Here is a 20,231-nt window from a genome sequence, read left to right as displayed (position 1 = left end):
CCAGCCTGCCCGACGGCAGGCGCTATCCCTCGGCGATCACCACGGCGGACGCGACGCCGGCGTCGTGGCTCAGCGAGATGTGCCAGGACTTCACGCCCAGCGCCAGCGCCCGCGCCTCCACCGTTCCCGCCACCCGCAGCCGCGGCTGCCCGCTGGCCTCCACGAACACCTCGGCGTCGGTCCACAGCATCCCGGCGGGCGCGCCGAGCGCCTTGGCCAGCGCCTCCTTGGCGGCGAACCGCGCGGCGAGCGAGGCGGTCCCGCGCCGCTCACCGCTCGGCAGCGTCAACTCGGCGTCGACGAAAAGCCGCTGGGCGAGGCCCGGCGTGCGCTCCAGCGCCGCGCCGAACCGATCGATCTCCGCCACGTCGATCCCGACGCCGATAATCACGTCTCACAGCTCCAGCAGGTCACTACTCCACGGTCACGGACTTTGCGAGGTTACGCGGCTGGTCCACCTCGTTCCCCCGCGCCGTCGCCAGTTCGCACGCGAAGACCTGCAGGGGCACCGTCGCCACCAGCGGCTGGAGCAGCGTCGGCGTCGGCGGGATCCGGATCAGGTGGTCGGCGTACGGGACCACCGCCTCGTCGCCCTCCTCCGCGATCACGATGGTCCGCGCCCCGCGCGCCCGGATCTCCTGGATGTTCGACACGATCTTGTCGTGGAGCACCGACCGGCCGCGCGGCGACGGGACGACCACCACCACCGGCAGGTCCTCCTCGATCAGCGCGATCGGCCCGTGCTTGAGCTCGCCCGCCGCGAAGCCCTCGGCGTGCATGTACGCGAGCTCCTTGAGCTTGAGCGCGCCCTCCAGCGCCACCGGGTACCCGACGTGCCGGCCGAGGAACAGCACGGTGTTCTTGTCGGCCAGGGAGCGCGCGAGCTGCCGTACGGGCTCCATGGTCTCCAGTACGGTGTCCACCGCGGCGGCGATGTCCGACAGTTCGCGGATCACGGCCTCGATCTCGTCGCCCCACTTCGTGCCGCGCACCTGCCCGAGGTACAGCGCCACGAGGTAGCAGGCGACCAGCTGCGTCAGGAACGCCTTGGTCGAGGCGACGGCCACCTCGGGACCGGCGTGCGTGTAGAGCACGGCATCCGATTCGCGCGGGATCGTCGACCCGTTCGTGTTGCAGATGGCCAGCACCTTGGCCCCCTGCTCGCGCGCGTGCCGGAGCGCCATCAGGGTGTCCATGGTCTCGCCGGACTGCGAGATCGCGACGACCAGCGTCCGCTGGTCCAGGATCGGGTCGCGGTAGCGGAACTCGCTCGCCAGCTCCGTCTCGCACGGGATGCGGGTCCAGTGCTCGATGGCCAGCTTCGCGATCATGCCCGCGTGGTACGCCGTACCGCACGCCACGATCACGACCTTGTCGACCTCCCTGAGCACCGAGACGGGGATGCGCACCTCGTCCAGGGTCAGCGAGCCGCTCGCGTCGATCCTGCCCAGGAGGGTGTCGGCGACGGCCTTCGGCTGCTCGGCGATCTCCTTGAGCATGAAGTAGTCGTAGCCCCCCTTCTCGGCCGCCGAGGCGTCCCAGTCCACGTGGTAGGCCCGGACGGTCGCGGGCGAACCGTCGAAGTTGGTCACCGTGACCCCTTCGCGGCGCAGTTCCACGACCTGGTCCTGGCCCAGCTCGATCGCGGACCGGGTGTGGGCGATGAACGCGGCCACGTCCGAGGCGAGGAAGTTCTCGCCCTCTCCGACGCCCACCACCAGGGGCGAGTTCCGGCGCGCGCCGACCACCACGTCCGGGTCGTCGGCGTGCACGGCGACGAGCGTGAAGGCGCCCTGCAGGCGCCGGCACACCTGCCGCATGGCCTCGGCGAGGTCGCCGGCCGCCGAGAAGTGCTCGGCCAGCAGGTGCGCCACGACCTCGGTGTCCGTCTCGGAATCCAGCCGGTGTCCGCGCTCGGCGAGTTCGGCCCGGAGCTCGGCGAAGTTCTCGATGATGCCGTTGTGCACGACGGCGACCCGCCCCGCGTTGTCGAGGTGCGGGTGGGCGTTGACGTCGGTGGGCCCGCCGTGGGTCGCCCACCGGGTGTGCCCGAGTCCCGTGGAGCCGGCCGGCAGCGGGTGCCCGACCAGTTCCTTCTCCAGATTGACGAGCTTGCCGGCCTTCTTGGCGGCCGCCAGGCTGCCGTCGGCGAGCACGGCGACCCCCGCCGAGTCGTAGCCGCGGTACTCCAGCCGCTTGAGTCCGGCGATGACCACATCGAGCGCAGACTGCGCTCCCACGTAACCCACAATTCCGCACATACGGCGCAGCGTACGCCGTGGTTGGCTGTCTGCCCCGTACCTGAACCAGACGAAAACCCCGCCCCGGCGAATGGGCCGGAGCGGGGTTGACGTCGGGTCGGGCGGGGGCTCAGCCGAGCTTCTTCACCTGCGCCGCCACGATGGCGGTCGGCTTGTCCGCCACGCCCAGGGCCGACGCGGTGTGGGTGGCGAGGGTGTTGCCCTTGCGGACGACGACGGTCTCGGTCGTGACCTTCGCGCCCTCCACATCGGCCTCCAGCGTGAGGGCGAGCGCCTCGTCGCCCCCGGTGGCGGTGCCGGACACCACCTTGTTGATCTTGGTGACCTCGCCCTCCATCGTCAGCGTGAAGCCGCCGGCGCACGCGGTGGCCGCGGTCTTGACGGCCGCGAAGGCCTCCTCCGCGCCCTTGCCCTCGTACGAGGCGAGGGTGACCGAGGTCCGGGTGCCGGTGAGGGCCTTGAGGCCTGCGGCGGCCGTGTCCTCCGGGCTGGCGCCTTCCTTGGGCTTGGCGACGGCCTTGGTCCGCGCCACACCGGCGGCCGTACCGACGGTGGCCGTGCCCTGCGTCTTGACCACGGGCTGGCACTCGGCCTTGTCGCCGGACGCGGCCTCACCGAGAGCCACCTCGTCCTTCGGGACGGCGGAGAACAGGTGGTCCGCCAGCTCGGCCTTGGTCACGAGCAGGGCGGCCAGCTCGGCGTCCGTCTTCGCCTTGGCGGCCGGGGCGGCCGGCGCCGACGAGGACGCGGGGGCCGACGGCTTGGCGTCCGCCTTGGTGTCGGCCTTGTCGGAGCCGCAGGCGGTGGCCAGCAGGGCCAGGGACACCGCGGACGCGGTCAGGACGGTACGACGGACAAGAGCGGTACGCACGAAAGATCTCCCCCATGGAGCAAACGACATCAGGGCAGCACGAAAGGTCCTCAGCGCTGCGGTGATCAACAATGTACGGGCCGTTCGATCAGCCGGTCGGGGTTTTCCGCGCCGGCCCCCGATCGTGATCAGGGCGATACCCCCCTTGCCCCGAATCGAGACCGCCCCCGCCACAACCCGGGCCCGGCCCTCCCACGGCCCCCGCGCACGTGACCGACCACACCACCCACAAGCGCCCCGGAGCCCCGACAATGGCGGTGTGATCACTTCGCCGCCACGAAGCAGCACGCCGGACGACGCAACGGAGCGACGCGGCCGGGAGGGGCACCCCACGCGCCCCGCCCACCGCCGGGGCACCGAGGCCTCGCCGTACGTCGACCTCACCCGGGCCGAGTGGAGCGCCCTGCGCGAGCGGACCCCGCTGCCGCTGACCGCCGACGAGGTGGAGCGGCTGCGCGGCCTCGGCGACGTCATCGACCTCGACGAGGTCCGCGACGTCTACCTGCCGCTCTCCCGCCTCCTCAACCTCTACGTCGGCGCCACCAGCAACCTCCGCGGCACCCTGAACACCTTCCTCGGGGACGCGGGCAACGGCCACGGCGCCCAGCAGGGCACGCCCTTCGTCATAGGGGTCGCCGGTTCGGTCGCCGTCGGCAAGTCCACCGTGGCCCGCCTCCTGCAGGCCCTCCTCGCCCGCTGGCCCGAGCACCCGCGCGTGGAGCTGGTCACCACCGACGGGTTCCTGTACCCGATGAAGGAGCTCCAGCGGCGCGGGCTCACCTCCCGCAAGGGCTTCCCGGAGTCCTACGACCGGCGCGCGCTCACCCGCTTCGTCGCCGACATCAAGGCCGGGAAGGACGAGGTCAGGGCCCCCGTCTACTCGCACCTGATCTACGACATCGTCCCCGGCGAGGAGCTCGTGGTCCGCCGCCCGGACATCCTCATCGTCGAGGGCCTCAACGTGCTCCAGCCGGCCCTCCCCGGCACGGACGGCCGCACCCGCGTCGCCCTCGCCGACTACTTCGACTTCAGCGTGTACGTGGACGCGCGCCCCGAGGACATCGAGCGCTGGTACCTCAACCGCTTCCGGAAGCTGCGCGAGACCGCCTTCCAGAATCCCTTCTCCTACTTCCGCAAGTACACCCAGGTCTCCGAGGAGGAGGCCATGGAGTACGCGCAGACGATGTGGCGGACGATCAACAAGCCCAACCTGCTGGAGAACGTGGCGCCCACCCGCGGCCGGGCCACCCTCGTCGTCCGCAAAGGTCCGGACCACAAGGTGCAGAAGCTGAGTCTGCGCAAGCTCTGAAAGCTACTCTGCGGGGATGTTGCATCTGCGGATGATCACCCCGCACCACCTCACGGAAAAGGTGGTGGAGCTGATCGACAACACGGTCGGCACCACTCACCTGGTCGTACTGACCGGCGCCGCCCGTGACCCCGAGGGCGACCTCGTGCTGTGCGACGTCGCCCGTGAGGCGACCGACGAACTGCTGCAGGAGATGCGCGGCCTCGGCATCGACAAGAGCGGTTCCATCGCCGTCGAGAACATCGACCTGTCGATCTCCAGGCGCGCCGACGACGCCGAGGAGGAGGCCCCGGGCGAGGCCGCCGACGCGGTGGTCTGGGAGCAGCTCGCCGAGTCGACGCACGAGGAGTCCACCCTCACGATCACCTACGCGGCCTTCATGATCCTGGCGACGATGATCGCGGCCTGCGGTGTGGTCCTGGACAACGCGATCCTGATCGTGGGCGCCATGGCGGTCGGCCCGGAGTTCGGCCCGCTCGCCGGCATCTGCACGGGCCTGGTGCAGCGTCGGCCGAGGCTCGCCGGGCGCTCTCTGTCCGCGCTGGTGGTCGGCTTCACGGCGGCGATCGTCGCGACGACGGTCTTCAGTCTGGGGATGGACGCGCTCGGCCTGTTCCACGAGGGAATGCTCGACGAGCCCCGGCCGAACACCAGCTTCATCTGGCAGCCCGACCCGTTCTCGTTCGTCGTGGCGCTGCTCGCCGGCGTGGCCGGCATGCTGTCGCTGACGTCGGCGAAGGCAGGGGCGCTGGTCGGCGTGGCGATCTCCGTCACCACGGTCCCGGCGGGTGCCAACGCCGCCGTGGCACTCAGCTACGGCGATCTCGGCCAGATGTGGGGATCGGGCATCCAGCTGGCGCTCAACCTGGGCGGCATCATCTTCTCGGGCACGCTCACCCTCATCGCCTGGAAAATGCTGTGGCGCACCCAGCAGGGCCGGATGATCCGGAAGCCGGGTGCGCCACACAGGCCTGGCGGAGGAATCTAGCCGAGCGCGGACTTCACGACGTCCGCGAGCCGGCCGGCGACCGCGCGGGCCTGCTCGATGTCGGCGGCCTCGACCATCACCCGTACGAGCGGCTCCGTACCGGAGGGCCGGAGCAGCACCCGTCCGGTGGTGCCCAGCTCGCGCTCGGCGTCGGCCACGGCCGCCGCCAGCTCCGCGGAGGTGGTGACCCGGGACTTGTCCACGTCGGGGACGTTGACCAGCACCTGCGGCAGCCGCTGCATGACGCCCGCCAGCTCGGCGAGGGACTTGCCGGTGGCCGCGACCCGCGCCGCCAGCAGCAGGCCGGTCAGCGTGCCGTCACCGGTCGTCGCGTGGTCGAGGATGATCACGTGGCCGGACTGCTCGCCGCCGAGCGCGTAACCGTGCTCCTTCATCGACTCCAGCACGTACCGGTCGCCGACCCCGGTCTGTACGACCTGGATGCCCTCGCCCTCCATGGCCAGCTTGAAGCCCAGGTTGGACATCACGGTGCCGACCACGGTGTTCTCGCGCAGCTGGCCGGCCTCGCGCATGGCCAGCGCCAGCACCGCGAGGATCTGGTCGCCGTCGACCTCCGCGCCCGCGCCGTCCACGGCCAGGCAGCGGTCGGCGTCACCGTCGTGCGCGATGCCGAGGTCGGCGCCGTGCTCGACGACGGCCGCCTTGAGCAGGCCGAGGTGGGTGGAGCCGCAGCCGTCGTTGATGTTCAGGCCGTCCGGCTCGGCGCCGATCGTGACGATCTCCGCGCCGGCCCGGGCGAAGGCCTCGGGCGAGACGTACGCGGCGGCGCCGTGGGCCTCGTCCAGGACGATCTTCAGGCCGTCGAGGCGGTTGGGGAGGACACCGATGAGGTGGGCGACGTACTTCTCGAAGCCCTCGGTGTAGTCGGAGACCCGGCCGACGCCGGAGCCGGTGGGCCGGTCCCAGGGGGCGCCGGTGCGGTGCTCCTCGTAGACGGACTCGATGCGGTCCTCCAGCTCGTCGGCGAGCTTGTGGCCGCCGCGCGCGAAGAACTTGATGCCGTTGTCGGGCATCGCGTTGTGGCTGGCGGAGAGCATCACGCCGAGGTCGGCACCCAGCGCACCGGTGAGATACGCCACCGCCGGGGTGGGCAGCACACCGACGCGCAGGACGTCCACGCCCGCGCTGGCGAGGCCGGCCACGACCGCGGCCTCGAGGAATTCGCCGGAGGCCCGGGGGTCCCGGCCGACCACGGCCGTCGCCCGGTGGCCCGCGAAGGTGCCCGCTTCGGCCAGTACGTGGGCAGCCGCCACGGAGAGGCCGAGCGCGAGCTCCGCCGTCAGATCCGCGTTGGCAACGCCGCGTACACCGTCCGTCCCGAAGAGTCGTCCCACTGTTGTCCTCCCGAGTTTCCGCATCGCTTTTTGACCGCTTGTGACAGGTATTTGCCGCTTGTGGCGGTAAACGAACCGCCCCGGCAGCACAGAGAGTGCTGCCGGGGCGGTTTCGTTGCAGAACAGCAGGCGCAGATTAACGCTTGCTGTACTGCGGAGCCTTACGGGCCTTCTTGAGACCGGCCTTCTTGCGCTCGACCGCACGGTCGTCGCGGGAGAGGAAGCCGGCCTTCTTCAGCGCCGGGCGGTTGTTGTCGACGTCCGCCTCGTTCAGCGCACGGGCCACGCCGAGACGCAGGGCGCCGGCCTGGCCGGAGACGCCGCCACCCGCGATGCGGGCGATGACGTCGTAGCGGTTGTCGAGCTCGAGCAGCTTGAACGGCTCGTTGACTTCCTGCTGGTGCACCTTGTTGGGGAAGTAGTCCTCAAGGGTGCGACCGTTGATCTTCCACTTGCCGGTGCCCGGAACGATCCGGACGCGGGCGATGGCGTTCTTGCGACGGCCCAGGCCGGCAGCCGGCTGGGGGTCGCCGAAGCGACCGGCAAGGGACTCAGAGGTGTAGTCGCCCTCGACTACGGCCTCGGACTCGCTGGTGTACTCCTCGACGTTGCCCTCGAACTCTTCGACGGTCGTCTCGGCGGTGGTCTCGGCCACGATGCTCCTCAGAATTTTCTACGTCTTAGGGGGTGGCCGGAACTACTGCGCGACCTGGGTGATCTCGAACGGCACCGGCTGCTGGGCAGCGTGGGGGTGCTGGTCGCCCGAGTAGACCTTCAGCTTCGAGAGCATCTGACGGCCCAGGGTGTTCTTGGGGAGCATGCCCTTGATGGCCTTCTCGACGGCCTTCTCCGGGTTGTTGGCCAGGAGGTCGTCGTAGCGCACCGAACGGAGACCGCCCGGGTAGCCGGAGTGGCGGTACGCCATCTTCTGGGTCGCCTTGTTGCCGGACAGGTGAACCTTGTCGGCGTTGACGATGATGACGAAGTCGCCCATGTCCATGTGGGGGGCGTAAGTCGGCTTGTGCTTGCCCCGCAGGAGGGCAGCGGCCTGGGTCGCCAGACGGCCGAGGACAACGTCCTGGGCGTCGATGACGAGCCACTGGCGCGAGATGTCGCCGGGCTTGGGGCTGAACGTACGCACGCGTATGCCTTCGCTTCTTCAGTGGTGGTATCCCAAGGGCGCAAGCCCCGCGGGAAGGTCCTGACAGGGTCACCACGGACGATCACGACAGCCCTCGTTCACATCGGGGACGCAACCCGTGTGAACCGCTGGTCATCGGTCCGGTGGACCGGCGCAAGGCCCTTTCACGTGAGAATGAGAAAGCCAATACGCATAACAAACCAGCAGGATACCCAAGCAGACCCTTACGGGTCAAAACGCGGTCCGCGATGCCGATTCTGCTGGCGTCGCGGCGCACTCCGGTTCGGTCCTGGGTGGGGACCCCGCAGTTGTTACGGGCTCCAGAGTAACCCGCCCGGAGCGCAGCGCACGACGCGCCAGCAGAATCGCGAGCCCGCAGAGGGTGGCGCAGTCCTTGAAGGCGCGCCGCTTGTGGGCCAGCTCCGACGGCCACGGGACCAGCGCCACCTGGGGGGTCAGGGCCAGCCAGAACCAGGGCGAGCGCGGCATCGAGCCCGGCCGCACCGCCGAGGCCAGCAGCAGCGGAAGCACCACCAGCAGGTAGTGGTCGAAGGACGGACGCGACACCAGGAATGCGGCGAGCATCACCATGCAGGCGGTCTCCACCAGGCGCAGCTCCCCCTGGTCGGTCTCGTCCTGCCGGCGCCAGCGCACCCAGGCCGCCCACAGGCCGCCCCCGGCCCCCGCGAACGCGAGCAGCACCGCCACCGGCTCCGGCACCCCCAGCCGCGGCAGCACCGCTATCGGCGAGGCGTCCCAGGGCAGGGCGTACGCGTCCTGCCCCTGGAGCAGGAAGGGCAGGGTCTTGGTGAAGAAGAGCGTCGGGCTCGGCATCGTCAGCGCACCGGCCAGCGAGAGCCCCAGCGGCACCAGTACGGCCGCGGCCAGTGCCCGCCACTGCCGGGCGAGCAGGAACAGCAGCCCGATCGGCACCAGCATCGGCTTGCAGGCGATCGCCAGCCCGACCACCAGCCCGGCCGCCGCCCACGACCGCCGGTGCGCGAGCAGCAGCGCCACCGGCAGCGCGGCCGCCGAGATGGCGGTCCAGTTGCCGATCAGCACGAGGTTCACGTACGGCTTGTAGGCGAGGGCGAACACCGCGAAACCGCCGACCGCGAAGCGCGAGCGCAGCGGCACCGAGAACATCCGCAGCGCGGCCAGCCAGCCCGCGCCCAGCAGCCCCGACATCCCGACCGGCAGCACCCACTGCAGCAGCGTGCGCGGCAGCAGGGCCTCGGGAACCGCCATGATCACGGCACTGGGGAGGTAGAGGAAGCGCTTGTCCTCGTACGGGGACCCGCCCGCGAGCAGCGTCTGTGCGGCCTTGACCACGAAGGCGTTGTCCGAGCCCCAGTTCGCGCGCAGGCTGGTGGAGACGCAGACCCCGAGGAACACCGCGAGGGAGAGCACCTGCCAGGTCCGGGAGGCCGGGCGCAGCAGCCAGTCGATCAGCCGGCTCCCCGAGCTCCCGTTCCCCGGGGACCGTTCCCCGGGGGCGCCGTCCCCCGGGGCCCTGGTTCCGGAGGTCTGGTTCTCCCACTTCATCAGCCAGATGCTAGGCCGCAGCCCCACGACGCCTGCCCCTCACTCATCCGAGGGGGTGACGGTATCCCCCTAGCGCTTGCGTTCGACCCTACGTTCGTCCCAGACGGGTTCCTGAGTCTCCCGCACAACACCGTCCGAACCGAAGACCAGGTAACGGTCAAATGTGCGCGCGAACCACCGGTCGTGCGTGACGCACAGCACAGTGCCGTCGTACGCCTCCAGCCCGTCCTGCAGCGCTTCCGCCGATTCCAGGTCCAGGTTGTCCGTCGGCTCGTCCAGGAGCAGCGCCGTGGTCCCCGCCAGCTCCAGCAGCAGGATCTGGAAACGGGCCTGCTGGCCGCCGGAGAGCTTCTCGAAGGGCTGCTCTGCCTGCCGCTCCAGCTCGTAGCGGCGCAGGGCGCCCATCGCCGCGCCGAGCGGCTTCGCCGCCTCCGACCACAGGATGTCGACGAGGGTACGGCCGAACAGCTCCGGGTGGGCGTGGGTCTGCGCGAAGTGCCCCGGGACCACGCGGGCACCGAGCTTCCACGTACCCGTGTGCTTGACGTCCTCGCCCGCCATCAGCCGCAGGAAGTGGGACTTCCCGGAGCCGTTCGAACCGAGGACCGCGACCCGCTCCCCGTAGAAGACCTCCAGCGAGAAGGGCTTCATCAGCCCCGTCAGCTCCAGGTTCTCCACGGTGAGCGCGCGCACGCCCGTACGCCCGCCCTTGAGCCGCATCCGGATGTCCTGCTCGCGCGGCGGCTCCGGCGGCGGGCCGGCCTCCTCGAACTTCTGGAAGCGGGTCTGCATCGCCCGGTACCGCGAGGCCATGTCGGGGCTGCTCGCGGCCTGGTTGCGCAGCCGCAGCACCAGGGCCTTCAGCCGGGCGTGCTCCTCGTCCCAGCGCCGCTTGAGCTCCTCGAAGCGCGCGAAACGCTCCTTGCGGGCGTCGTGGTACGTGGCGAATCCGGCGCCGTGCACCCAGACGTCGGAGCCCGTCGGGCTCGCCTCCAGGCTGATGATCTTCTCGGCGGCCTGGGTCAGCAGCTCCCGGTCGTGGCTGACGAAGAGCACCGTCTTGCGGGTGGCCTCCAGCTGCTCCTCCAGCCACCGCTTGCCCGGGACGTCGAGGTAGTTGTCCGGCTCGTCGAGCAGCAGCACCTCGTCCGGCCCGCGCAGCAGCGCCTCCAGGACGAGCCGCTTCTGCTCACCGCCCGACAGCGTGCGCACCTCGCGGAACTGCGCCGTGTCGTACGGGAGGGCCAGCGCGGCCATCGTGCAGACGTCCCACAGCGTCTCCGCCTCGTACCCCTGCACGTCGGCCCAGTCGCTGAGCGCCTGCGCGTACGCCATCTGCGCGGCCTCGTCGTCCACCGTCAGGATCAGCTGCTCGGCGCGGTCCACCGCCTTCGCGGCCTCCCGGATCCGCGGCTGCGCCACCGAGACCAGCAGGTCCCGTACGGTCGTCTCGTCGCGGACCGAGCCCACGAACTGCGACATCACGCCCAGCCCGCCGCTCACGGTGACCGCGCCGCCGTGCGGCTGCAGCTCGCCGGAGATCATCTTCAGCAAGGTGGTCTTGCCGGCCCCGTTCGCGCCGACGAGGGCGACGACCGACCCCTCCCCCACCCGGAAGGAGACGTCGGGGAGCAGGACCCGCCCGTCGGGAAGGTAGTACTCCAGGTGGCTGGCTTCGAGATGTCCCATGCCGCGCATTGTCCAGGTCCGGCGCCGATCCACCCAAACCGATTAACAGCAGCCGGCGCCCGGCAGGGTCCGCATGTTGCGCGCTTCCTTGCTGCGGGCGGCCAGCAGCTCGTCCGCGGGGTAGCCGACCTCTTCCAGGGTCAGCCCGTGCGGCTTCACGACGTGCACCGAGGAGTCCCGTACGGCGGCGCGCAGGACCTTCCCCGGCCAGTCGGTGGGCCGGTGCCCGTCTCCGACGTGCAGCAGGGCGCCCACCAGCGAGCGGACCATGTTGTGGCAGAAGGCGTCGGCGCGGACGGTCGCGGTGACGATCCCGTCCTCGGCGCGCTCCCAGCTGAGCTGCTGGAGCGTACGGATGGTCGTGGCACCCTCGCGCTTCTTGCAGTACGCGGCGAAGTCGTGCTCGCCGAGCAGCGGGGCGGCGGCCTCGTTCATGGCGTCCACGTCGAGGGGCCACTGGTGCCACAGCACGTGGCCGCGGCGCAGCGGGTCGACGCCGCCCTGGTGGTCGCCGACGCGGTAGGCGTAGCGGCGCCAGATGGCCGAGAAGCGCGCGTTGAAGCCCTCGGGGGCCTCGGCGACCTTCCACACCCGCACGTCGTGCGGCAGCCGGCCCGCGAGCCGGCGCAGCAGCTTGTCGTGGTGCTCGGCCCACACCTCCTCGGCGAGGTCGAACTGGGCGACCTGCCCGCGGGCGTGCACGCCCGCGTCGGTACGCCCGGCCACGGTCAGCTCGACCGGCTCGGACAGCCGCATCACGGTCTGCAGGGCCGACTCCAGCTCGCCCTGGACGGTGCGCAGCACGCGCTGCTTCGCCCAGCCGGAGAAGTCCTTGCCGTCGTAGCTCAGGTCCAGCCGCACCCGGACGTGCCCGGGGTCCACCTCGTCACTCACGTGACAGATCCTCTCAGAGTCACCGAAATGCAGAACGGGCCCGCCCCGGGAAGGGGCGGGCCCGTTCAGAGCCGATCAAGCAAGCGTGATCCCGGGGGATCAGGCCTCCTTGGTCTCCTCGGCGGGGGTCTCGGTGGCCTCGGCCTTGGCCTCCGCCTCCTTCACCGCGCGCTTGGTGGCGGCCTCGGCCTCACCAGTGGCCTGCTGGGCGACCGTGAGGGCCTCGACCAGCTCGATCACGGCCATCGGGGCGTTGTCGCCACGACGGTTGCCGATCTTGGTGATGCGCGTGTAACCACCGGGGCGGTTCTCGTAGCGCGGGGCGATCTCGGTGAACAGCGTGTGCACGATGCTCTTGTCCGTGATCGTCTGCAGCACCAGGCGACGGTTGTGGATGTCGCCCTTCTTGGCCTTGGTGACCAGTCGCTCGGCGTAGGGACGCAGGCGACGGGCCTTGGCCTCGGTGGTGGTGATGCGGCCGTGCTCGAAGAGCGCCTTCGCGAGGTTCGCGAGGAGGTGCTTCTCGTGCGCGGCGGAACCGCCCAGGCGGGCACCCTTTGCGGGACGCGGCATGGTGTTACTCCTTCATATCTGCACCGGCCGTGTCAGGTACCGGTGTCAGTTCCCCCGAGGCGGATGCCGCGGGAAAGATCTACGGGTGCTGCTTAGTACTGCTCGGTCTCGACGAAGCCGGCGTCGGCGTCGTCGTCCGCGCCGAACGCGTCGGCGGCGGCGGTCGGGTCGAATCCGGGCGGGCTGTCCTTGAGGGCCAGGCCCATGCCGGCCAGCTTCGCCTTGACCTCGTCGATCGACTTCGCACCGAAGTTGCGGATGTCGAGCAGGTCCGCCTCGGAGCGGGCGACGAGCTCACCCACGGAGTGGATGCCCTCGCGCTTGAGGCAGTTGTACGACCGAACGGTGAGCTCGAGCTCCTCGATCGGCAGCGCCAGGTCGGCGGCCAGGGCGGCGTCCGTCGGGGACGGGCCCATGTCGATGCCCTCGGCGTCGATGTTGAGCTCGCGCGCCAGACCGAACAGCTCGACCAGGGTCTTGCCGGCGGACGCCATGGCGTCACGCGGGCGCATGGCCTGCTTGGTCTCGACGTCGACGATCAGCTTGTCGAAGTCGGTGCGCTGCTCGACTCGGGTCGCCTCGACCTTGTAGGTGACCTTGAGGACCGGGCTGTAGATGGAGTCGATCGGGATGCGGCCGATCTCCTGGCCCAGCTGCTTGTTCTGGACGGCGGAGACGTAGCCGCGACCGCGCTCGACGGTCAGCTCCATCTCCAGCTTGCCCTTGCCGTTGAGCGTGGCGAGGACCAGGTCCGGGTTGTGCACCTCGACACCGGCCGGGGGCGCGATGTCAGCAGCGGTGACCAGGCCGGGACCCTGCTTGCGCAGGTACATCACGACCGGCTCGTCGTGCTCCGAGGAGACGACCAGCTGCTTGATGTTGAGGATGATGTCGGTGACGTCTTCCTTGACGCCCGGCACGGTGGTGAACTCGTGCAGGACGCCGTCCACGCGGATGCTGGTGACAGCGGCACCCGGGATCGAGGACAGGAGCGTACGGCGCAGGGAGTTGCCGAGGGTGTAGCCGAAGCCCGGCTCCAGCGGCTCGATCACGAACCGCGAGCGGTACTCGTCGACGACCTCTTCGGTCAGCGAAGGACGCTGAGCGATAAGCATGTCTGTGTTCCTTCATTCGTGGACGCCCACTATTTGACGCCCGACGGGATGCCGTACCGGAGTACGGCTACTGCAAGGGTACGGGCGGCACGGCCCCCGAAGGGGTCGTACCGCCCGGACACTCAAGAACGCACAGGTGCGTCCGCTGCGTCAGACGCGGCGGCGCTTCGGCGGGCGGCAGCCGTTGTGCGGGGTGGGGGTGACGTCCTGGATCGAGCCGACCTCGAGGCCGGTGGCCTGGAGGGAGCGGATCGCGGTCTCGCGGCCGGAGCCCGGACCCTTGACGAAGACGTCAACCTTGCGCATGCCGTGCTCCTGCGCGCGGCGGGCGGCCGACTCGGCGGCCATCTGCGCGGCGAAGGGGGTGGACTTGCGCGAGCCCTTGAAGCCGACGTGGCCGGCGGAGGCCCAGGAGATCACGTTGCCCGAGGGGTCGGTGATCGAAACGATGGTGTTGTTGAACGTGCTCTTGATGTGGGCGTGCCCGTGAGCGACGTTCTTCTTTTCCTTGCGGCGCACCTTCTTGGCAGCGCCCTGACGACCCTTGGGGGGCATCTAAATCTCCTACGGGAGGTGGTCGGTCCTACAGCGCAAGACCGCTGAACAGGACTACTTCTTGCCCGGCTTCTTCTTACCGGCGATCGCGCGACGCGGGCCCTTGCGGGTACGCGCGTTCGTGCTGGTGCGCTGACCGTGCACCGGGAGGCCGCGACGGTGGCGGATGCCCTGGTAGCACTGGATCTCGACCTTGCGACGGATGTCGGCCTGGATCTCGCGGCGGAGGTCACCCTCGGTACGGAGGTTGGCGTCCACGTACTCGCGGATCTTGACCAGGTCCTCTTCGGCCAGGTCACGAACGCGGGTGTTCGGGTTCACGCCGGTGGAGGCGAGGATCTCCTTGGACCGGGTGCGCCCGATACCGAAGACGTAGGTGAGTGCGATCTCCACACGCTTTTCGCGCGGGATGTCAACACCGGAAACGCGTGCCATTCAATGGCTCCTGTGTGTTCGGGGGTCTTCCGCAGAATCAGCCCCGACCGCCGACCACACCTGATGGGTGGTGGTACGTCCGGGTCCCCGGCCCCCGCCGGAGGTGCCGCCGGCCACTTTGCAGGGCTGGGCGGATTCTGCGTATGTACGTTTTCTTACGTCGCGCGAAGAACTGCGTTAAGGCAGGTCGGTCGGCGTGCGTCAGCCCTGGCGCTGCTTGTGGCGCAGGTTGTCGCAGATGACCATGACCCGGCCGTGACGGCGGATCACCTTGCACTTGTCGCAGATCTTCTTGACGCTCGGCTTGACCTTCATGTTGGTGAGGTTCTCCGGGTCAGTGCCACCACCCGCACCGGGACAAGACGCCCAGGCAGGAGTGAGGACAAGATCTACTTGTATCGGTAGACGATCCGGCCACGCGTCAGGTCGTACGGAGACAGCTCCACGACGACCCGGTCATCCGGGAGGATGCGGATGTAGTGCATGCGCATCTTGCCGCTGATGTGCGCGAGGACCTTGTGACCGTTCTGCAGTTCCACCTTGAACATCGCGTTCGGGAGGGACTCGATCACGGTGCCCTCGATTTCGATGGCACCTTGCTTCTTGGCCACGCTTCGCCCTTCGAATCGGCTACCTTGATCGGCTCGGTGCGCCATGCAGGCATGGAAGTGCACGAGAGCCGACGAGTCAGTCTACGTCAGGGCACCCAGAAAGACGAATCCGGAAAGTTTGCCCCAGAGTGTAGATCATTACGCCAGAGGGTCCGGAGCCGTGGCGACCCCGGCCCCTCTTCCCCCTGCCGCTCTCGCGGGCTCGGCGCTGGCGCGCCTCACATGCTTCGAGCAGCTGCGCCGGACTCCGTCCGCCGACCACCCCGGCCGCGGCCCCGGCAGGGCACTCCCCTGCGTCGGCCCGGGACCGCGGAACACGGGCCCGGGGTCGCCCCAGGGTCAGCCCAGGGGGTCCGGAGCCGTGGTGACCCCGGCCCCTCTTCCCCCTGCCGCTCTCGCGGGCTCGGCGCTGGCGCGCCTCACATGCTTCGAGCAGCTGCGCCGGACTCCGTCCGCCGACCACCCCGGCCGCGGCCCCGGCAGGGCACTCCCCTGCGTCGGCCCGGGACCGCGGAACACGGGCCCGGGGTCGCCCCAGGGTCAGCCCAGGGGGTCCGGAGCCGTGGTGACCCCGTACTCCGCCAGCTTCGCCTTGCCGCAGTCGGGGCTGGTCAGGACGATCGGCCCCGCTTCGGTCAGGGCGATGGAGTGCTCCCAGTGCGAGGACCAGGTGCCGTCCGTGGTGATGACGGTCCAGTCGTCCGCCAGTACCTCCGTCTGGGCGGTGCCCAGGGAGACCATCGGCTCGATCGCCAGGCAGACGCCCGGGACCAGCTTGATGCCCTTGCCCCGCTTGCGCGAGACGTAGTTCAGCAGGTGGGGGTCCATGTGCATCTCGGACCCGATGCCGTGGCCGCCGTAGTCCTCGATGATCCCGAACTTGCCGAGGCTGTGGTCACCGGTGGCGGGACGCGGCTGGCGCTTGATGTACGTCTCGATCGCCTTGGAGATGTCCACGAGGCGGTTGCCGAGCTTCATGGCGGCGATACCGGCCCACATGGACTCCTCGGTCACCCGGGAGAGCTCCAGGAGCTCAGGGGCGTGCCCAGTGCCCACGAAGGCGGTGTACGCGGCGTCGCCGTGCCAGCCGTCGACGATGGCGCCGGCGTCGATCGAGATGATGTCGCCGTCCTTGAGGACCGTCTTGTCGTCCGGGATGCCGTGGACGACGACCTCGTTCACCGAGGTGCAGATCGTCGCGGGGAAGCCGCCGTAGCCGAGGAAGTTCGACTTGGCCCCGGCGTCCGCGATCACCTTGCGGGCCACCATGTCCAGATCCAGCGTCGTGGCGCCCGGAACGGCCGCCTCACGGGTCGCCGCGTGGATCGCGGCGACGACCAGCCCCGCCTCGCGCATCTTCGCGATCTGCTCGGGGGTCTTGATCTGGACCATGAAAAACGCCTTCCAGCCTCGGTACGAGTCTTCTCAACAGTACGGCCGCGATGCCCTGGGGACACCGCGGCCGTTCTTGCACTACGGGGGTACTACTTCTTGAGGGCGTCCATCGCGCGCTTCGTGACGTCCGCGACCTCACCGAGGGCCGGGATGGTCACCAGCAGGCCCTGGGCCTTGTAGTAGTCGATGATCGGCTCGGTCTGCGTGTGGTAGACCTCCAGCCGGTTGCGGACCGTGGCCTCGGAGTCGTCACCGCGCTGGTACAGCTCGCCGCCGCAGGTGTCGCAGACGCCCTCGGCCTTCGGCGGGGCGTACGTGACGTGGAAGACGTGCGAAGAGTCGTTGCGGCAGATCCGGCGACCGGCGATCCGCTTGACGACCTCGTCCTCCTCGACCTCCAGGTCGAGGACGGCGTCGAGCTTCATGCCCTCCGCCTGGAGCATCACGTCGAGGGCCTCGGCCTGCGAGACGTTGCGCGGGAAACCGTCGAGCAGGAAGCCGCCCACGGCGTCCGGCTGCTCCATCCGGTCCTTCGCCATGCCGATGGTCACCTCGTCGGGGACCAGGTCGCCGGCGTCCATGTACGCCTTCGCCTGCTTGCCCAGCTCGGTGCCCTGGCTGATGTTGGCCCGGAACAGGTCGCCCGTGGAGATGTGCGGGATCGACAGGTTCTTGGCAAGGAACGCGGCCTGCGTTCCCTTGCCCGCACCGGGCGGTCCGACGAGGACGATTCGCATCAGCGGAGGAACCCTTCGTAATTACGCTGCTGGAGCTGGCTCTCGATCTGCTTCACGGTTTCCAGACCCACACCCACGATGATCAGGATGCTCGTCCCGCCGAACGGGAAGTTCTGGTTCGCTCCGAAGCCGGCCAACGCCATCGTCGGCACAAGAGCGATGAGACCCAAGTACAGCGACCCCGGCCAGGTGATCCGGTTGAGCACGTAGCTCAGGTACTCGGCGGTGGGTCGACCGGCACGAATACCCGGGATGAACCCACCATACTTCTTCATGTTGTCTGCAACTTCCTCGGGGTTGAACGAGATCGCCACGTAGAAGAACGCGAAGAAGACGATCAGGAGGAAGTAGGTCGCGATGTAGTACGGGTGGTCGCCCTTGACGAAGTGCTTCTGGATCCAGTTGGCCCAGCCCGCGGTGGAACCGCTGAACTGCACGACCAGTGCCGGGATGTAGAGCAGCGACGAGGCGAAGATGACGGGGATGATGCCCGCCTGGTTCACCTTGAGCGGGATGTACGTCGAGGTACCGCCGTAGGCACGGCGGCCGATCATGCGCTTCGCGTACTGGACCGGGATCCGGCGCTGCGCCTGCTCGACGAAGACCACCAGGCCGACCATCGCGAGACCGACCAGCATGACGACGCCGAATTCGACCCAGCCGTCGGCGATCTTGCCCTGCTCCTTGATGGCCCAGAGGGCGCCGATGAAGCCGGCGGCGATCGAGATGAACATGAGGATCGACATGCCGTTGCCGATGCCGCGGTCGGTGATGAGCTCACCGAGCCACATGACGACGCAGGTGCCGGCGGTCATGGTGATCACCATGACGACCGTGGTGAAGATCGACCGGTCGGGGACGATCTGGCTGGCGACCTGGCAGCCCTGGAACAGGGCCCCCGTGCGGGCAGTGGCGACGAGGCCCGTGCCCTGCAGGATCGCGAGCGCGACCGTCAGATAGCGCGTGTACTGAGTGATCTTCGCCGTGCCGGACTGTCCCTCTTTTTTGAGGGTTTCCAGCTTCGGGATGACCACGGTCAGCAGCTGCAGAATGATGCTCGCCGTGATGTACGGCATGATGCCGAGCGCAAAGATCGTGATCTGCAGCAGCGCGCCGCCGCTGAACATGTTGACGAGGCCGAACAGCCCATTGCTGCTGCCCGCCTGTTCGACGCAGATCTGAACGTTCTTATAGCTCACGCCGGGTACCGGGATGTGGGACCCGAGCCGGAACAGCACGATGATGCCGAGCGTGAAGAGCAGCTTCTTGCGCAGGTCGGGCGTCTTGAACGCCCGGGCGAACGCGGTGAGCACGGTGCCTCCTGCGACCCCCGCGCTACTGCGTCAGAGGTGACGGTCTGAGGGATCGACGTATACGACAAAGCAAAGGTGCACGCCACCTTACCGGCGAGTGTGCCTTCCGTGGAACGACCAACCGGGGATGCCCCATATGTGAGGCATCCCCGGTCGGGTTTCGAGCTATTCAGCCACTGAGATCGTCTTAGACGAGCTCGGTGACGGTGCCGCCGGCAGCGGCGATCTTCTCCTTGGCGGAGGCGGAAACGGCGTCAACCGAAACCTGCAGCGCCACGGAGAGCTCGCCCTGGCCCAGGACCTTGACGAGGCTGTTCTTGCGAACCGCGCCCTTGGCGACCAGGTCGGCCACCGTGACTTCTCCACCCTCGGGGTAGAGAGCGCCGAGCTTGTCCAGGTTCACGACCTGGAACTCGGTGCGGAACGGGTTCTTGAAGCCCTTGAGCTTCGGCAGACGCATGTGGAGGGGCATCTGCCCACCCTCGAAGCGCTGCGGGATCTGGTAACGGGCCTTCTGGCCCTTCGTACCACGACCGGCCGTCTTACCCTTCGACGCCTCACCACGACCGACACGGGTCTTCGCGGTCTTGGCGCCGGGGGCGGGACGGAGGTTGTGGGCCTTCAGCGGGCTGTTCTCAGCCATGATTAGTCAACCTCCTCAACCGTCACGAGGTGGCGGACGGTGTGAACCATTCCGCGGAACTCGGGGCGGTCCTCCTTGACGACGACGTCGTTCAGGCGCTTGAGCCCGAGCGAACGCAGCGTGTCGCGGTGGTTCTGCTTGCTGCCGATGTACGACTTCGTCTGCGTGATCTTGAGGCGAGCCATTACGCACCCGCCCCGGCACGTGCACGAAGCAGAGCCGCGGGGGCGACGTCCTCGAGGGGCAGACCACGGCGAGCCGCGATCTCCTCGGGACGCTGCAGGCCCTGAAGGGCCGCCACGGTCGCGTGCACGATGTTGATCGCGTTGTCGGAGCCCAGGGACTTCGACAGGATGTCGTGAACGCCGGCGCACTCCAGAACGGCGCGCACCGGGCCACCGGCGATAACACCGGTACCGGGGGAAGCAGGCTTCAGCAGGACGACGCCCGCAGCCTTCTCGCCCTGGATCGGGTGAGGGATGGTGCCCTGGATGCGCGGAACCTTGAAGAAGTTCTTCTTGGCTTCCTCGACACCCTTGGCAATGGCCGCGGGAACTTCCTTGGCCTTGCCGTAACCGACACCTACAGTGCCGTCACCGTCGCCCACCACGACCAGCGCGGTGAAGCTGAAGCGGCGACCACCCTTGACAACCTTGGCGACGCGGTTGATCGCGACAACGCGCTCAACGTAAGCGGTCTTCTCGGCGGCAGGGCCACCGTCGCGACCCTTCCGGTCCCGCCGCTCGCCGCCACCGGCACCGCTTCCGCGGCGCTGGGGTCCAGCCATTGGATTACCTCTCT

23 protein-coding genes are annotated in these 20,231 nt (G+C 69.0%); 2 read left to right on the top strand and 21 right to left on the bottom strand.

What is annotated here, in order from left to right; translation table 11 throughout:
* Positions 1–22 precede the first annotated feature (22 nt).
* From OG332_RS26650 to OG332_RS26640, 3 genes are all read right to left on the bottom strand, one after another.
* A complete protein-coding gene (locus OG332_RS26650; protein ID WP_327415820.1) occupies positions 23–391 on the bottom strand; it encodes a holo-ACP synthase in 369 nt (122 codons plus the stop codon).
* 22 nt (positions 392–413) lie between these two features.
* Positions 414–2,261 carry a glutamine--fructose-6-phosphate transaminase (isomerizing) gene (gene glmS / locus OG332_RS26645; RefSeq protein ID WP_327415819.1) on the bottom strand — a complete coding sequence of 616 codons (1,848 nt, stop codon included), beginning with the start codon at positions 2,259–2,261 and terminating at the stop codon, positions 414–416.
* A gap of 109 nt (positions 2,262–2,370) precedes the next feature.
* Entirely contained in the window at positions 2,371–3,132 is a 762-nt protein-coding gene (locus OG332_RS26640) for a hypothetical protein (RefSeq protein WP_327415818.1), read from the bottom strand.
* Positions 3,133–3,391: 259 nt separating this feature from the next.
* Between OG332_RS26640 and coaA the strand changes: the two genes are divergently transcribed.
* Together coaA and OG332_RS26630 are read left to right on the top strand one after the other, a co-directional pair.
* Entirely contained in the window at positions 3,392–4,441 is a 1,050-nt protein-coding gene (coaA, locus tag OG332_RS26635; protein ID WP_327415817.1) for a type I pantothenate kinase, read from the top strand.
* 16 nt (positions 4,442–4,457) lie between these two features.
* A complete protein-coding gene (locus tag OG332_RS26630; protein ID WP_327415816.1) occupies positions 4,458–5,429 on the top strand; it encodes a DUF389 domain-containing protein in 972 nt (323 codons plus the stop codon).
* Here the strand turns inward: OG332_RS26630 and glmM are convergent.
* From glmM to rpsE, 18 genes are all read right to left on the bottom strand, one after another.
* A complete protein-coding gene (gene glmM / locus OG332_RS26625; protein WP_327415815.1) occupies positions 5,426–6,784 on the bottom strand; it encodes a phosphoglucosamine mutase in 1,359 nt (452 codons plus the stop codon). The genes OG332_RS26630 and glmM overlap by 4 nt on opposite strands.
* A gap of 136 nt (positions 6,785–6,920) precedes the next feature.
* Complete coding sequence (gene rpsI, locus OG332_RS26620; protein WP_327415814.1) at positions 6,921–7,439, bottom strand: 30S ribosomal protein S9; 519 nt, start codon at positions 7,437–7,439, stop codon at positions 6,921–6,923.
* Between the two features lie 42 nt (positions 7,440–7,481).
* Positions 7,482–7,925, bottom strand: a complete 444-nt coding sequence (rplM, locus tag OG332_RS26615) for a 50S ribosomal protein L13 (protein ID WP_073912858.1) — start codon at positions 7,923–7,925, stop codon at positions 7,482–7,484.
* 231 nt (positions 7,926–8,156) lie between these two features.
* Positions 8,157–9,470, bottom strand: a complete 1,314-nt coding sequence (locus OG332_RS26610; RefSeq protein WP_327415813.1) for a glycosyltransferase family 87 protein — start codon at positions 9,468–9,470, stop codon at positions 8,157–8,159.
* 69 nt (positions 9,471–9,539) lie between these two features.
* Complete coding sequence (locus OG332_RS26605) at positions 9,540–11,168, bottom strand: ABC-F family ATP-binding cassette domain-containing protein (RefSeq protein WP_327415812.1); 1,629 nt, start codon at positions 11,166–11,168, stop codon at positions 9,540–9,542.
* 33 nt (positions 11,169–11,201) lie between these two features.
* Positions 11,202–12,053 carry a tRNA pseudouridine(38-40) synthase TruA gene (gene truA, locus OG332_RS26600; RefSeq protein ID WP_327415811.1) on the bottom strand — a complete coding sequence of 284 codons (852 nt, stop codon included), beginning with the start codon at positions 12,051–12,053 and terminating at the stop codon, positions 11,202–11,204.
* Between the two features lie 99 nt (positions 12,054–12,152).
* Positions 12,153–12,626 (bottom strand): 50S ribosomal protein L17, encoded by a 474-nt coding sequence (gene rplQ, locus OG332_RS26595; protein ID WP_319733898.1) that lies wholly within the window; start codon positions 12,624–12,626, stop codon positions 12,153–12,155.
* Between the two features lie 92 nt (positions 12,627–12,718).
* Complete coding sequence (locus OG332_RS26590; protein WP_008739666.1) at positions 12,719–13,741, bottom strand: DNA-directed RNA polymerase subunit alpha; 1,023 nt, start codon at positions 13,739–13,741, stop codon at positions 12,719–12,721.
* Positions 13,742–13,891: 150 nt separating this feature from the next.
* Entirely contained in the window at positions 13,892–14,296 is a 405-nt protein-coding gene (gene rpsK, locus OG332_RS26585; RefSeq protein ID WP_003956432.1) for a 30S ribosomal protein S11, read from the bottom strand.
* Positions 14,297–14,350: 54 nt separating this feature from the next.
* Positions 14,351–14,731, bottom strand: a complete 381-nt coding sequence (rpsM, locus tag OG332_RS26580; protein WP_030710357.1) for a 30S ribosomal protein S13 — start codon at positions 14,729–14,731, stop codon at positions 14,351–14,353.
* 201 nt (positions 14,732–14,932) lie between these two features.
* Positions 14,933–15,046 carry a 50S ribosomal protein L36 gene (gene rpmJ / locus OG332_RS26575; RefSeq protein ID WP_003956441.1) on the bottom strand — a complete coding sequence of 38 codons (114 nt, stop codon included), beginning with the start codon at positions 15,044–15,046 and terminating at the stop codon, positions 14,933–14,935.
* Between the two features lie 74 nt (positions 15,047–15,120).
* Positions 15,121–15,342, bottom strand: coding sequence for a translation initiation factor IF-1 (infA, locus tag OG332_RS26570; protein ID WP_003956442.1), 222 nt, complete (start codon positions 15,340–15,342; stop codon positions 15,121–15,123).
* A gap of 540 nt (positions 15,343–15,882) precedes the next feature.
* Positions 15,883–16,734 carry a type I methionyl aminopeptidase gene (gene map, locus OG332_RS26565; protein WP_327415810.1) on the bottom strand — a complete coding sequence of 284 codons (852 nt, stop codon included), beginning with the start codon at positions 16,732–16,734 and terminating at the stop codon, positions 15,883–15,885.
* A gap of 92 nt (positions 16,735–16,826) precedes the next feature.
* Positions 16,827–17,474, bottom strand: coding sequence for an adenylate kinase (locus tag OG332_RS26560; RefSeq protein ID WP_319725412.1), 648 nt, complete (start codon positions 17,472–17,474; stop codon positions 16,827–16,829).
* Positions 17,474–18,787: a preprotein translocase subunit SecY gene (secY, locus tag OG332_RS26555; RefSeq protein ID WP_327415809.1), complete on the bottom strand. Its 1,314-nt coding sequence runs from the start codon at positions 18,785–18,787 to the stop codon at positions 17,474–17,476. The genes OG332_RS26560 and secY overlap by 1 nt, the downstream gene beginning before the upstream one ends.
* 187 nt (positions 18,788–18,974) lie before the next feature.
* Positions 18,975–19,430, bottom strand: coding sequence for a 50S ribosomal protein L15 (gene rplO, locus OG332_RS26550; protein WP_008739693.1), 456 nt, complete (start codon positions 19,428–19,430; stop codon positions 18,975–18,977).
* A 2-nt stretch (positions 19,431–19,432) separates the two neighbouring features.
* Positions 19,433–19,615, bottom strand: coding sequence for a 50S ribosomal protein L30 (rpmD, locus tag OG332_RS26545; protein ID WP_005313525.1), 183 nt, complete (start codon positions 19,613–19,615; stop codon positions 19,433–19,435).
* Positions 19,615–20,217, bottom strand: coding sequence for a 30S ribosomal protein S5 (rpsE, locus tag OG332_RS26540; protein ID WP_030388857.1), 603 nt, complete (start codon positions 20,215–20,217; stop codon positions 19,615–19,617). Before rpsE ends, rpmD begins: the two co-directional genes overlap by 1 nt.
* Between the last annotated feature and the right edge of the window lie 14 nt (positions 20,218–20,231).

Source organism: Streptomyces sp. NBC_01233 (genome assembly GCF_035989305.1).
Classification (GTDB): domain Bacteria; phylum Actinomycetota; class Actinomycetes; order Streptomycetales; family Streptomycetaceae; genus Streptomyces.
This window is presented reverse-complemented; position numbering and strand designations above follow the sequence as displayed.